10 protein-coding genes are annotated in these 14,100 nt (G+C 59.4%); 9 read left to right on the top strand and 1 reads right to left on the bottom strand.

The window, feature by feature from the left end; genetic code table 11:
• Positions 1-263 precede the first annotated feature (263 nt).
• From B498_RS09485 to B498_RS09445, 9 genes are all read left to right on the top strand, one after another.
• Positions 264-2,081, top strand: a complete 1,818-nt coding sequence (locus B498_RS09485) for a glycosyltransferase (protein ID WP_008501672.1) — start codon at positions 264-266, stop codon at positions 2,079-2,081.
• On the top strand, positions 2,078-3,397 hold the full coding sequence (locus tag B498_RS09480; RefSeq protein WP_008501673.1) for a DUF3131 domain-containing protein: 1,320 nt from the start codon (positions 2,078-2,080) through the stop codon (positions 3,395-3,397). The genes B498_RS09485 and B498_RS09480 overlap by 4 nt, the downstream gene beginning before the upstream one ends.
• Entirely contained in the window at positions 3,394-4,941 is a 1,548-nt protein-coding gene (locus B498_RS09475; protein ID WP_008501674.1) for a DUF3131 domain-containing protein, read from the top strand. Before B498_RS09480 ends, B498_RS09475 begins: the two co-directional genes overlap by 4 nt.
• The gene (locus B498_RS09470; RefSeq protein ID WP_008501675.1) at positions 4,926-6,320 is read left to right on the top strand and encodes a DUF3131 domain-containing protein; all 1,395 of its coding nucleotides are present in this window, start codon (positions 4,926-4,928) and stop codon (positions 6,318-6,320) included. Before B498_RS09475 ends, B498_RS09470 begins: the two co-directional genes overlap by 16 nt.
• Positions 6,317-6,742 (top strand): globin, encoded by a 426-nt coding sequence (locus B498_RS09465; RefSeq protein WP_008501676.1) that lies wholly within the window; start codon positions 6,317-6,319, stop codon positions 6,740-6,742. Before B498_RS09470 ends, B498_RS09465 begins: the two co-directional genes overlap by 4 nt.
• A 10-nt stretch (positions 6,743-6,752) precedes the next feature.
• Positions 6,753-9,419 (top strand): response regulator, encoded by a 2,667-nt coding sequence (locus tag B498_RS09460; RefSeq protein ID WP_008501677.1) that lies wholly within the window; start codon positions 6,753-6,755, stop codon positions 9,417-9,419.
• On the top strand, positions 9,416-11,590 hold the full coding sequence (locus B498_RS09455) for a glycoside hydrolase family 2 protein (RefSeq protein ID WP_008501678.1): 2,175 nt from the start codon (positions 9,416-9,418) through the stop codon (positions 11,588-11,590). The genes B498_RS09460 and B498_RS09455 overlap by 4 nt, the downstream gene beginning before the upstream one ends.
• A 94-nt stretch (positions 11,591-11,684) precedes the next feature.
• On the top strand, positions 11,685-11,972 hold the full coding sequence (locus B498_RS09450; RefSeq protein ID WP_008501679.1) for a VF530 family DNA-binding protein: 288 nt from the start codon (positions 11,685-11,687) through the stop codon (positions 11,970-11,972).
• A 7-nt stretch (positions 11,973-11,979) separates the two neighbouring features.
• Positions 11,980-13,272 carry a glycoside hydrolase family 10 protein gene (locus B498_RS09445; RefSeq protein WP_008501680.1) on the top strand — a complete coding sequence of 431 codons (1,293 nt, stop codon included), beginning with the start codon at positions 11,980-11,982 and terminating at the stop codon, positions 13,270-13,272.
• A 38-nt stretch (positions 13,273-13,310) separates the two neighbouring features.
• Here the strand turns inward: B498_RS09445 and dsbG are convergent, their stop codons facing one another.
• Positions 13,311-14,069, bottom strand: coding sequence for a thiol:disulfide interchange protein DsbG (dsbG, locus tag B498_RS09440; RefSeq protein ID WP_008501682.1), 759 nt, complete (start codon positions 14,067-14,069; stop codon positions 13,311-13,313).
• Positions 14,070-14,100: the final 31 nt, after the last annotated feature.

Consider the following 14,100-nt stretch of genomic DNA (forward strand, 5'->3'; position numbering starts at 1 on the left):
AAACGAAATTTAAGGTCTAAATAAAGTAGATAGCCTAAAGGAATAGTAACCGCAATTTATCGACGACCGATGAAACATCATTAAGCAGGATTTAAGCTGAATTAACCACCGCTAAATATTAATAAAAACGTGGCTGGACACTTTTATTCGGCGTTCTACACTTATCTTAAATCTTGTTTAATCGCTATTTTCTTTCGCTTTTGGGCAACTGTCTGCGCAGCAGAATGGGTCTGCATTTTCACGGAATCAGGAACGCCGGAACTATGGATTTTTATTTTTCCCGTTTTGAACATCGTCGTCCTCCGGAACCGTTAACAACACCGCGCTGGGTCATGTTCACCTGGCAGGTGTTAGCGGTCGCGGCGCTTATTCTGGGTGCCAATTATATTTACTGGCGCTGGACCGCCTCCCTGAATACTGACGCATTATGGTATGCCATTCCGCTGGTCCTCGCCGAAACCCTGGCGTGGATTGGCACCGTGCTGTTTACCATCAATTTGTGGAAAGAACAGGATCCTCCTCAGAGTCCGCCGCCCGGCGAAATTAACGAATGCCTGTCGCCTGAGGAGGCCGTAGAGCCCCGTCCCGTCAAGGTGGATCTGTTCATTGCCACCTACTCCGAAGACACCGAGCTGGTCAGGCTGTCCATTCGCGACGCCCTGAAGATGGCGTACCCGTTCCCGATTGACTACCGCATCCACGTGCTTGATGACGGCCGCCGCCCGGAGATGAAAGCCGTTTGCGAAGAGGAAGGCGTTAACTATATCACTCGCCAGACCAACATCGGCTTTAAGGCCGGCAACCTGCGCAACGGCCTTGAGCAAACCGACGGCGATTTTATTGTTATCTGCGACGCCGACACCCGGGTATTTCCCACCCTGCTCAGCCATACGCTGGGCTATTTTCGCGATCCGGACGTGGCCTGGGTACAGACGCCGCAGTGGTTCTTCGATCTTCCGGAAGGAGAAACCCTGTCGCGCTGGGGCCAGCGAAAAGCCGGAAAAGTGGGCTACGGTCTGGGCTGGCTGATTCAAAAGTGTGTTGGCCCGATCACGATTGGCCGCGACCCGTTTTTTAACGATCCGCGCATGTTCTATGACGTGATCCTGCGGCGGCGCAACTGGGCGAACGCGGCTTTCTGCTGCGGCGCAGCGTCCATTCACCGTCGCGAGGCAGTCATGCAGGCCGCGCTGAGAAGCTATGTCTGGTCCGTCGAAGAGGAGATCCATCGTCATACGCGCGACATTCGCGATGAGGAGACCCGGGACGCGCTGCAGAATGCAATGCGTCCGCACGTGGCGTTTGACACCGAGCTTACCCCCTACAAATTCCACGTCTCGGAAGATATTTACACCTCGGTGCTGCTGCACGGTGACGCCGCACGGCGCTGGCGCTCGGTTATGCATCCGCGGGTTGAGTCGAAGATGCTCTCTCCGCAGGATATGCTCACCTGGATGATCCAGCGCTTTAAGTACGCCGCCGGTTCGCTGGATATTTTGTTTCATGACAACATCTTCAGCCGTCGCCGCTTCAGGCTCTCTCTGCCCCAGACGCTGATGTATGCCACCACCTTCTGGTCATACATGGCCTGCGTGTGGAACACGGTGTTTTTGATTTCGCCCATTATCTATCTGTTTACCGGCATTCCGCCGGTGTCCGCCTGGTCGACGCCGTTCTATCTCCATTTTCTCCCGTTTTTTATCTTCTCTGAACTGGCGTTTATGTTCGGCACCTGGGGGATCTCGGCCTGGGACGGCAGGGCCTCATACCTCTCCTTCTTTTCCATGAACCTGCGCGCGCTCAATACGGTGCTGCGGGGCGAGCAGATCAAATTTCACGTCACGCCAAAAGAGCGGCAGACGGGCCGTTTTCTCTACCTGGTGAAGCCGCAGATTGCCATCGTGGTGCTGACCCTCGCAGGGCTTATCTGGGGCGGTATTCAGGTGGCGCGTGGACAGGTGGACGACCCCTCCGGCTACGTCATCAATATTTTCTGGGGAGGGGTGAACATCGCCGCCATGCTGCCGCTGATTTTCGCGGCCATGTGGACGCCCGCTGAAGAGGACGAGGTCACTCAATGAGGATACGTGATGCCCTGCTGCCCGCGCGCAGCTACCTCACCATTTTGCTCGGCTTCCTGATCGGCTTTGCCATTGTGGTCTGGGTGGAGAAACAGATGCCCACGCGCGTGGAAAGCAGCGGCGGCATCGCGCTCAGTAAAGACTTCCCGCCGCTGCCCACAACACGGGCGCTGACCTATGACGAAGCCATCTGGGCGCGGGTCGCCTGGCAATACTACGTGAATAATACCCAGCCAAACGGCCTGGCGAACGCCAGTGACGGTGAACCCTGGCTGAGCCTCTGGAGCGTGGGAAGCTACCTCTTTGCGACCGCTGCCGCAGAGCAGCTCAATATCATTTCCGCCGATGAGTTTGACGAGAGGGTCAGCACCGCCGTGTTCACGCTGGGGCAACTGCCGCTCAATGACAAGGGTCTCCCCGCCGCCTATTACCATGCGGACACGCTCAAGATCCTGGGCAAACCTGACGCCTCCGCAATCGGTCTGAGCCGGCTGCTGACGGCATTACAGACCCTGCTGTGGCGCTATCCCCAGCACGCGGCGGCCATCCGCGATTTGTTGAGCGTGTGGCGCACCGCGGCGCTGATTGAAAATAACACCCAAAGCCAGGCTGCGGTGCCGCTCCACCACTGGACGCTGACCGACGATGAACAGCGGGACACTTTTGGCTACCGTCTCTATGCCAGCCATACGCTGCGCCTGATTGACAGCGCGGCAGGACTCGCGGTGACCAACCCGCCTGAAGGGCAAAAGATGATCGATCTGGATGGCGTAATGGTGCCCGATGAAGGGCTTCGCACGCCTTGGGGAAAGCAAACCTCGCTGATCAGTCTCCCCTATCTGTTAACCGGTCTTGAACTGGGCTTTGATGCGCAGAGCGCTGAAATTGCGTGGCGGATTATGCAGATCCAGCAGCGGCGCCACGGCCTGCGCGCGCCAAAACCCCCCGTCAGCACGGATTATGCCGAACCCGCGCCGGATTACGTTAACGATCTGCCGGACAGGCAGCCGGTACAGGCGCGTAACCTGCGCGACGAGGTGCCGGAGAAAGTGGCGATGACCTCCACCCGCACCGCGTTTGCCTGGTATGCCCTGTTCCGCAACAGCTGGAGCGAAGCGCTGCGCCAGCAGGTTCTGCCGCTTCAGGTGCCGGGTAAAGGCTGGCAGCGCGGGTTAAATCTCAACAACAGCGTCAATGCCGTCGTGGACGCCGATACCAATGCCATTGTGCTGGAAAGTCTGTCTTACATCGCGCATGGCCAGATGCTTTGTCTGGCCTGCCTCTACACATCCCCCTCAGCAGGAGCAACGCCATGAAGCCACGATCCCCGATCCTTTTCCACCTGCTCACGGGAATAACGATCTGCTGGCTGGCGCTATCGACCGTGCGTGCGGACACCGAGCTGCCTGCATCAGGTTACTCCCCGCGCAGCGGCGAGCTGACGGCCCGAGAGATGACCATCGCCAAAAACGCCTGGCAGTATTTCGTTACCAACTATCAGCCCACGACGGGCCTGGTGAATGCGGTCAACAAATATCCCTCCACCACCATGTGGGACAGCGCCTCCTATCTGGCCGCCCTGACGGCGGCGCGCGAGCTGGGGATCATTGATAAAGCGGAATTTGACCGCCGGATGCTGAAGTTTCTCGCCACGTTAAACACCCTGGTGCTGTTCCGCAACGAGCTGCCCAACAAGGCCTATAACACCATCAGCGGTCAGAAGGTGGACTACACCAACAAGCCCGGCGAAATTGGCTTCTCGGCGCTGGATATCGGGCGAATGCTGGTCTGGCTGAAAATCATCAAGGAGCGTTACCCGGAATACGGCAACAGCATTGATAACGTGGTGCTCGGCTGGGATTTCAGCCACGCGATCGACCCCTGCGGCACGCTGTACGGGGCCTATCTGGAGAACGGCCAGCCGAAGTACGTTCAGGAAGGTCGACTGGGCTATGAAGAGTACGGCGCGGCCGGTTTCCAGCTGTGGGGGTTCAATACCTGCAAAGCCAGCCGTCCGCAGCCTTACGAGCTGGCCGAGATCTACTGCGTGCTGGTCCCGTACGATACGCGCGACCCGCGCAACACGTCGCAGCATAACTACGTGGTGACGGAATCCTACCTGCTCTACGGGCTGGAGTTCGGCTTTGATAAACCGACCGACCGGGATAACGCCCCGCGCGACTACTCTCTGACGTGGATGAAAAACTTTGCCGACCGCGTTTATCAGGCTCAGGAGAACCGCTATACCATTACCGGCGTCCTGACCGCGCGATCCGAGCACCAGCTCGATAAGGCCCCTTACTTCGTCTATGACACCGTCTTCAGCGACGGGTACAACTGGAACACCATTACCGATAAAGGCCAGTTCGTCCCTAACGCTGCCGCGATTTCGCTGAAGGCGGCGCTGGGCATGTGGGTGCTGTGGAACTCCCCCTATACCGACCGCCTGCTGAACACCATTGAGAATGCCAACGAAGAGGGAAAAGGCTACTACGAAGGGCTGTATGAAAACGGCGACGGCCCGATCAAAGAGTTCACCGCGAACAATAACGGCATCATGCTGGAGGCCCTGTTGTTCAAAAAAGAGGGAAAACTGCTGGCCTTCAATACCGACAACCCGAAGAGCAAGGATTTTGCCCCGTCTCTGTGGGATCGAAAGCTGCTCGATCAGTTTGAAGAGAACAACGCGCTGCGCAGCCGCCCGTTCCTTGCCAGCACCCCGGCCGTAAAAAGCTGGTGCGACCGGACCGGCGTCACGCAGCGTACAAAACCCGCCTGCCAGGCCTGTCAGTGCGCGTCATGCAGCGTGGACGAGCCCGTTAAACTGCCTCCGGTGACTGCGCAATGCTTAAAACCATAGCCAGAGGGCTTGCGGGATTACTCCTTGCAGGCGCGATCGTCTTTGCGCTGTTTGCCCATCAGGGCGCAGGCTGGCGCTGGCTCATCAGTGGCGGCTGGCACTCCAGCGCGCGCATTGCCGCCCTGACGCCGGAAGAGCAGACGTGGGCGGCGATCGCCTGGCGCTATTTCGTCAATAATACCCAGCCGCAAACCGGGCTGGTCAACGGCAGCGACAAACAGCCCCGCGTCACGCTCTGGCAAATGGGCGATACGCTTATCGCCCTGCTGGCGGCCAAAGAGCTGGGGCTGATTGAGGAGGCCGAGTATGACGCTCGCCTGACGCGGCTGATGGGCACCCTCAACCGCATGATGCTGACCGAGGCCCGGACGCCGGGCCGACTCTATTCCAGCCAGACGGCGACGCCGATCGACTTTAGCGGCAAGCCCGTTAAAAATGGCTGGTCCGCGCGCGACATGGCGCGTCTGATGCTCGCCCTGCGCCTCACCGCAGAGCGGGAACCGCAGTACAGCGAATACCTCGATAAAATCATCCTGCGCTGGAATTTCTGTCCGGTCATCGACGGCGAAGGCGAACTGTGGTCATCTTCCCTGCAAAACGGCCAGCCGGTGGTACGCGAGGAGCTGCGCCTGGGCGAGAGCGAATATGCCGCAACGGCGTTTCAGCTGTGGGGATTTTCCCCGGAGAAAGCGTTTACGCCCCCGGCGCACCACGTCATCATCGCCCAGCGGCGTCTGGCCGTCGATGCCCGGGATCCGCGCACCACGTGGCAGCCCTCTCTGATTACCACCCTTCCCTATATGCTGCCGGGCCTGGAGTTTGGCTGGGAGCCCGAAGGCGTTGCGGCCGATCGGCAAAAGCACCTGCGCAAGCAGGCCGAAAACGTCTGGCTGAGCCAGAAGAGCCGCTGGGAGACCGATAAGATCCTGACGGCCAGGGCAGATTTCTCGCTCCCGCAGGCGCCCTGGCATATCCAGGATACGGTCTGGGGAAATGGCTATGCCTGGAACTCTGTCGGTGACGATGGCCGGGACTACACCCGTTTCGCGCAGGTATCAACCAAAGCGGTCTTTGCCCTGTGGGCCCTGTGGGACACCCCGTACACCGACGTGCTGATGGCGGTGACAAAGCATCTTAACGATCCGCAAAAAGGCTGGTACGAAGGCCGCCAGGAAGCCACGGGCGATACTAACGCTGCGCTCACCCTTTCCACCAATGCCACGGTGCTGGAAGCCCTGTTCTTCAAACACAACGCGGGCCCCCTGTTTGACGCCCGCCGGGCTAAAAAAGAGAGCTACTTTACGCGCCGTGTGGCAGATGACTATACGCCCGTCGGGCACTGTCTACCGGGCGAAAACGCAGTAAGGAGGACGCCGTGAAATTTTACCGCGATCTGTTTGAATCCAGTCTGAACCGCGTCTTTCCGGATAATGATAAAACGGCGTTTTTTCAGACGTTTTATGACGCCTTCGTCCATATGTCACCCGAGACGGAGCAGCATTTTTCTCGCCTGCCGGATAGCGAGGGTCAGCAGACTCTGTTTAAGAGTTTCTTCGCCATGCTTGCGGTAGACGGCGCGTTAATCGTGCCTGATTTCCTCGAGCGCCTGGCGCGGGAGCAAAGTGACGACGGTCTCCACCTCCCGCCGCGTTTTTTCGCCCTGTGGCGCGAAGCGATGTTGAACACCGTGAGCCTGCGCGATCCGCAGTGCGACGATGAGATCCTGACGGCCTGGGCCATGGCGATCGCGCCCGGGCTGGAATACCTGCGCCGACAGGCAGAACTGCACTACCGCGCGTAGGAGGATCACGATGAGCGCATTCACGTACGATCTTAACGCGCTGCCGGCCGCCGTCATGATTTATGACGCCGAGGAACGCCTGCAGGCCTGGAATCACAACGTGGCCCTTTTTTATCCGGTCATTACCCCGTGGCTGAAGGTGGGCACAACGCTGGAGTCGCTGGCGGAACGCTTTATCGACGCCGTTTACAACGTCGACCCTGGCCTTCGCCAGACGCTGCGCGAGTCGATCGTGCGCAACTGTCGGCAGGATAAACACTGCGAAGTGCGGCAGGCAGGCCAGCGGCGGATCTTCGTCCAGCACCAGCGCCTTGCGGACGGCGGCATTGTCAGCCTGCACAGCGACGTCACGGAGCTGGATGAAGCACAGCGGGCGCGTCATCAGCTGCATGACGATTTTCTGCTGACGGCGGAATCCATCCATATCGGGATCTGGGACTGGCAGGTGTCTGGCGACACGCTCCAGGTCAACGATACCCTGCTGGCCATGCTGGGCCAGTCGCGCACCCAGTGGCGATATCCGGTGCGTTTTCTGCTCAATCAGGTCCACGAGAACGATCGCGCTGCGCTACGCAAGGCGCTGCACGCGTCGAAGCAGGATCATCGTCCGGTCTTTGAATGTGAAATTCGCGTGCATCACCCTACCGAAGGTCTGCGCTGGATGCTGCTCTCCGGCCAGGTGGTCACGCTCTCCATTGAGGGAAACGCCGAGCGCGTGATTGGCACGCTGCAGGATATTACGCGCCGCAAGGAGGCTGAAATTCAGGCGTTCGCCTCGGCCATTGAGGCACAAAAAGCCAATGAGGCAAAAAGCGCGTTCCTGGCGAATATGAGCCATGAAATTCGCACCCCCATGAACGGCATTATTGGCATGACCCAGCTGTGCCTCGATACCTCTCTCAGTGCCGATCAGCGCGATTACCTGACGCTGGTGATGAGTTCTGCCCAGTCTTTGCTGCATATCATCAACGACATTCTCGACTTTTCCCGGATTGAAGCCGGCAAAGTGGAGCTGGAGGCGGAGCCCGTCCCGGTCCGCCCCTTCATTCAGTCGCTTATTCGCCCCCACATGCCGGGGGCGAGCGAAAAAGGCATTGAGCTGCTGGTCGATATTGCGCCCGACGTTCCCGACGTGCTGCTGGTTGACGGCGCGCGGTTGCGCCAGATCCTGACCAATCTGCTGGGTAACGCGCTGAAATTTACCCATCAGGGGGAAGTTATCCTGATTGTTGAGCCCGCGGATAGCGCGGATCGTTGGCGTTTCCGGGTGTGCGACAGCGGCATTGGCATACCGGCAGATAAGCAGAAAGCCATTTTTGAAGCCTTCAGCCAGGCGGATAACTCCACCACCCGACGCTATGGCGGTACGGGGCTCGGGCTAACCATCTCAGCGCGACTGGTCGCGGCGATGGGCGGCGAATTAACGGTCTCCAGCGAGCCGGGGAAAGGCAGCGAATTTTCCTTCGTGCTACCGCTTGCGACCCAGGCGCCCGGCCCGGAGGAACGCCGGCATAGCCATCGCTTTAACGGGGAACCCGTGCTGGTGGTTGACGATAACGCGACCAACCTGCGGCTATTGGCCGCCATGCTTAGCCAGATGGGGCTGAAACCCACCTGCGTTAATAACGCCAGCGAGGCCATCAACCGGGTTAAAACCGGAACGGCATGGCCCCTGATCCTGCTGGACGCGCAGATGCCGGATATGGACGGCGTGTCGCTGGCTCTCGAACTTTCGGTGCTGCCGCAGGTTGCTGAGAGCCATATCATCATGCTGAGCTCCATGAGCCGACATTTTGATATCAATATGCTGAAGCGGATCGGTATCCAGAACTACCTGCATAAACCTATCGCCCAGAATGAATTGCATCAGGCGATTGCCGCGGCGTTTGAACGTGCGCCAAAGACGGTGAGTGAAAGCGCGCCCGCGCCCACCGTCGCGCCGGACACGGCCGGGCTCAGGATCCTGCTTGCGGAAGATAATCTGGTCAACCAGAAGGTCGCCGCGCGCCTGCTTGAGCGGCTCGGGCACACCTGTCAGATCGTCGATAATGGCGTTGCACTGCTGGAACGCTGGCGCGCGGGCGTGTGGGACGTTTTGCTGATCGATCTTCAGATGCCAGAGATGGACGGTGAAACCGCCATTCGCCTGCTGCGTGAAGAAGAACGCGCCCGGCCCGGACCGGCGCAGCCCACCGTCGCCATGACGGCACACGCCATGCAGGGGGATAAAGAGCGCTGTCTTCAGATGGGTTTCGACGGCTACATTGCCAAACCCATCAGCCAGGAGCGTCTCGCTGAGGAGATTGCTCGCGTGCTCCCGCGCCACGATGACCCTTCCGCCTTCCCGGATGAAGCACGCCTGCTGAAGCAGTGCGCTGACGACCCTGCTCTGGTCCAGGAACTGCTGGCCCTGTTTGGCGAAGGGCTGGAGGAGGCCATGAAGGCCATCACCCTGGCTATCGACAGCGACGATCGTGAAGCGCTGCGCCGCGCCGCCCACAAGCTGCGAGGAGAAGCCGTCACGCTGGATTTCGGGCGACTCGCCCGTCAGCTGCAGGCGCTGGAGAGCGAGGCGCACACGCTGGAAGGGCAACAGCTTGCGGCGCTAAACCAGCAGCTTCAAAAGGAATCGCTGCGCCTGATGGCGTGGCTCAACGCGCGCGGGGTAAACGCATGATAACTCGCTACTGCGCGCTGCTCGTTGCCCTGTTGACCACCCATACGGTGGCGAACGCTGCGCCGGTCAGCTGGTCTCTGGCCGGAGAATGGCAGGTTCAGGACGCCAATGATAGCGCGCATCCTGCCGCATCAGGCTGGCGCCCGCTTCAGGTCCCCGCCAACTGGTACAGCGCCGGGTACGATCATCAGGGCGCGCTGTGGTACAAGCACGCGTTTTCCCTGCCCGTGCAGCCGCCCGACGTAATGAGCACCCTGGTGTTTGACGGCGTCGATTACCTGGCCGAGGTCACCCTGAACGGCCAGCCGCTGGGCCAGCATGAGGGCTATTTTCAGCGCTTTTCGCTGGATGCCGGTCAAGCGTTACAACGTCATAACCGACTGGTGGTCAGGGTGGACAGCCCTTACGAAGATCCCACTAAGGTCTGGCCGCTGCATAAAACGGTCATGAAGGGGATACTTAACCAGCATGACACCCGTCCCGGCGGGGCCTGGTCGCCGCAAGGACAGGACGCCAACTCGGGCGGCATCTGGGCGCCGGTGAGGCTGCATCTCAGCCGGGGCGCTACCCTTGATGAGACCATCCTGCGACCAGACTGGTCACAGGGTCTGATGCACCCCGCGCTGAAAGCAGATATTCGCTATCGCGCGCTCGGTCAGGGCCCGGCGACCGTGCGGCTCACCGCCACGCCCGCCAATTTCAGCGGCAGGCGCTATCAGGCTGACTTTCCGGTTACCCTCGAAAGCGGCGCCCATTCCGTGCAGGTGACGCTGCCCATGCCGAAGGCAAAACTGTGGTGGCCCGTCGGCACGGGGAAACCGCACCTGTATACCATTCGCGTGGCATTGCGGGATGAAAACGGCCTGATGGATACGGCGGTCACCCGCACCGGGCTGCGCAAGATCGTCGAGCAGCCCGACAATAAGGGCTGGCTCATTAACGACAAACGCCTTTTCATTAAGGGCAGTAATTACATCGGTTCCCCCTGGCTCAGCACCATGACGCGAGAAAAATACCGTCGCGATCTTCGTCTGGTGGAAGCCATGAACGCCAACGCCATACGCGTGCACGGACACGTTGCCGGACGTGCGTTGTATGACGTGGCCGATGAGATGGGCATGATGATCTGGCAGGATGTTCCGCTGCAGTGGGGCTACAACAACAGTTCGGCTTTCACGGAAAATGCGGTTCGACAGACGCGGGAGATGATCGAACAGTTTGGCAATTCCCCCGCCATCATCGTCTGGGGCGGGCATAACGAACCGCCGTGGAACTCGCCGTGGATGGAAAAACGCTTCCCGGACTGGAATAAAGATCTGAATCGCGAGCTCACGCAAAAGGTGGCGGATACGCTTGCCGAAGATACCTCGCGCATCGTGCACCGCTTCTCCGCCGTTGAGGAGCATTACTGGGCGGGCTGGTACTTTGGTACCGTACGCGACCTGCTTGCTCCGGCCAAAACGGGGATCATCACCGAGTTCGGCGCGCAGGCGCTTCCCCGCTTGTCGACGCTAAAAACCATCATCCCGGCGGCGTCGCTCTGGCCCAAAACGACCGCCGCTGACGATACCGGCTGGACCGTCTGGAAATACCATAATTTTCAGCCGTTCCAGACCTTTAAGTTTGCCGGTATTTCGCGTGGGGACAACATTCAGGCGATGATCCGCAATACTCAGGCGTACCAGTCGCAGCTGGTGGCCACGGCGGCAGAGAGCTACCGTCGACAGCGCTACCAGCCGGTGACGGCCCTGTTCCACTTCATGTTTGTGGAAACCTGGCCCTCCATCAACTGGGGCGTGGTGGACTACCTGCGTAAGCCTAAAGCCGGGTTTTACGCCTTAAAACGCGCCTACCAGCCTGTTTTGCCGTCCATTGAACCCGTCACGGCGCAGTGGCAATCCGGGGCGGCGGCGACCGTGCGTCTGTGGGCCATCAACGACACCTGGAAACCGTGCCGCGAATGCCGTCTGAGCTGGCGCATCACCCAGCGCGATAAGGTGCTGGCAAAAGGCACGACGACGATGACGATCGCAGCAGACTCGGGAACGATGGTAAAAGCGGTCACGGCCACGCCCGTGGGCCAGGACGACGTGTCGATTCGGTTTACGATTGAAAACAGCGCGGGAAAAATTGTCGGCGAAAATCAGCGCACGGAGTCCGTCATAAAGTGAGCGAGGGGAAAAGGAAAATTGCCGCTTCCCCTGCTTTCTTGTACCCTTTCAGCGTTTACCCCAATCCCCTAAAAATCGAGACATCCGGACGCCTATGACTGCACATATTTCCAAAGATCCTTTGCATGGCGTAACGCTGGAGATGATGGTCAACGCCCTGGTGGCGAAATATGGCTGGAGCGAGTTGGGTGACCGCATCAAAATTAACTGTTTCAGAAAAGACCCCAGCGTTAAATCGAGCCTGAAATTTTTGCGCCGCACCCCGTGGGCGCGCGCGGAAGTTGAAGCCCTGTATCTGGACTCTCTCAGCGATGAGGGAAATACAGCGCAGGCGGCGCCCGCCTTTAATCCCTGGGCCAACAGCAGGATTATCAAGAGCTAATACGCAAATGACGCGACACGTAAAACGGATTGGTGCGCTGGCTGCCTGCGCGCTTTTACTTGTAAGCTGCTCCTCAAAACCACCCAAATCGCTGGTTACCCCTCTTCCCACCGTCAGTAAACCGACGCCGCAGGCAAACGCCCCGATGCGCGGGATCTGGCTGGCGACCGTCTCGCGTCTTGACTGGCCGCCGGTAGCCTCGGTGAATGGCCGCAGCGCGGACCAGCGCATCGCGATGCAAAAGCAGGCGCTGATCGCAAAGCTCGACAACCTTAAGCAGCTCGGCATCAACACGGTATTTTTCCAGGTGAAGCCGGACAGCACGGCGCTCTGGTCATCCAAAATTTTACCGTGGTCAGATATGCTGACCGGCAACATCGGTGAGTATCCGGGATACGATCCGCTGCAGTTTATGCTCGATGAAGCGCACAAGCGCGGCCTGAAGGTCCATGCCTGGTTTAACCCCTATCGCGTATCGACCAACACCAAACCGTCCACCATCGCCGCCCTGAACCGGACGTCATACCAGACGCCGTCCAGCGTTTATGTCCAGCATCCGGAATGGGTCCGCATCTCGGGTGACCGCTTTGTGCTAGACCCGGGCATTCCGGAGGTGCGCGACTGGATAACCAAAGTGGTCACCGAAGTGGTGGCGAACTACCCGGTAGACGGCGTGCAGTTTGATGATTACTTCTATGCCGAATCGCCGGGATCCGCGCTCAATGACGCGCAGAGCTGGCGGCAGTACGGCCAGGGGTTTGCCTCAAAAGCCGACTGGCGAAGACACAACACGCAGCAGCTGATTGTCCAGGTCTCCCGCGCGATCAAGCAGACAAAACCCAACGTGGAGTTTGGCGTCAGCCCGGCGGGCGTGTGGCGCAACCGCTCCTTTGACCCGGCAGGCTCCGACACCCGCGGCGCCGCAGCCTATGATGAATCCTACGCCGATACGCGTCAGTGGGTGCAGCAGGGCCTGCTGGACTACATCGCGCCGCAGATTTACTGGCCCTTCTCCCGGGATGCCGCGCGCTACGACGTGCTGACCAGATGGTGGGCCGACGTGGTGAAGCCGACCCACACTCGCCTGTATATCGGCATTGCGTTCTACAAGGTGGGCGAGCCGTCGAAAAAAGAGCCGGATTGGACGGTTCAGGGCGGCGTGCCGGAGCTGAAAAAGCAGCTCGATCTCAACGATTCGCTGCCCAACGTCAACGGCACCATCCTGTTCCGTGAAGATTACCTGAACCAGCCGCAGACGCAGCAGGCGGTAAACTATCTCCGTGGACGCTGGGGTAGCTAAGTCACGATCAGGCAGAAACGCCCGTTTCTGCCTGTTTTTTACGGCTTCGGCCCGAACATCGCCTCGAGCTGCTGCGCATCCGGCATCCCCACCACCTGCTGCAGCTCGTTTTCCGCATTCAGATAGTAAATTGCGGGCGTGGCGTTAGCGCCGAGGCTGTCCATCAGCGCCTGATGTTTCTGTAGGATCGCAACCGTTTCGCGGGAAACCTCGCCTTCAGGCTTGGGCAGTTTTTTGCCGCCGGAAAGCTCGTATTCGCGCCAGGCCGAAACCGGATCTTTCGCATTCAGAATGGCGGCGGCGTTGCGCCCGCTGTTAGGGTTGAGAAACGCCACCAGCAGCGTATTGAGCTGAACCTTACCGGCCTTGACCCACGGCTGCGCCTCGGACCAGAACTGCTTGCAGTACGGACAGAACGGATCGGCAAAGACAAAGACCTTACGCGGGGCGCTATCGGCCCCTTCCTTCAGGGGATGCGCCGCGTTGAGGTTCTTCCACATCTCGCGTCCCATCGGGGCGTAGATCTCTTTCTGGAAGTAGCCCTCGCTGAGGTTCTTCCCTTTGTCATCATAAAGATAACCTGAGATCACGTGCTTGCCGTCCGGCGTGAGAAAGAGCGTCACGCCCATATCCTGATACTGCCCCAGCCAGGCTGGCGCCCCGCCCGGCGCATCCAGCTTCTTGATGATGTTGATCTGCTGCTGCTCGCTGAACTGCTTCACCACATCCGGTATGGCTTCAGCCGCCTGTACCAGCCCTGACGTCGCCAGCGCCGAAAGTAACAGTAATTTTTTCATTTCCCTCTCCGGTTTATCGGGGGCATTTCGC

It is taken from the genome of Enterobacter sp. SST3 (assembly GCF_000286655.1).
Lineage (GTDB): Bacteria > Pseudomonadota > Gammaproteobacteria > Enterobacterales > Enterobacteriaceae > Enterobacter > Enterobacter roggenkampii.

Coding starts and splice junctions, on each gene's coding strand:
- B498_RS09485 (WP_008501672.1), top strand. CDS start 264: ATGGATTTTTATTTTTCCCGTTTTGAACATCGTCGTCCTCCGGAACCG.
- B498_RS09480 (WP_008501673.1), top strand. CDS start 2,078: ATGAGGATACGTGATGCCCTGCTGCCCGCGCGCAGCTACCTCACCATT.
- B498_RS09475 (WP_008501674.1), top strand. CDS start 3,394: ATGAAGCCACGATCCCCGATCCTTTTCCACCTGCTCACGGGAATAACG.
- B498_RS09470 (WP_008501675.1), top strand. CDS start 4,926: ATGCTTAAAACCATAGCCAGAGGGCTTGCGGGATTACTCCTTGCAGGC.
- B498_RS09460 (WP_008501677.1), top strand. CDS start 6,753: ATGAGCGCATTCACGTACGATCTTAACGCGCTGCCGGCCGCCGTCATG.
- B498_RS09455 (WP_008501678.1), top strand. CDS start 9,416: ATGATAACTCGCTACTGCGCGCTGCTCGTTGCCCTGTTGACCACCCAT.
- B498_RS09450 (WP_008501679.1), top strand. CDS start 11,685: ATGACTGCACATATTTCCAAAGATCCTTTGCATGGCGTAACGCTGGAG.
- B498_RS09445 (WP_008501680.1), top strand. CDS start 11,980: ATGACGCGACACGTAAAACGGATTGGTGCGCTGGCTGCCTGCGCGCTT.
- dsbG (WP_008501682.1), bottom strand. CDS start 14,069: ATGAAAAAATTACTGTTACTTTCGGCGCTGGCGACGTCAGGGCTGGTA.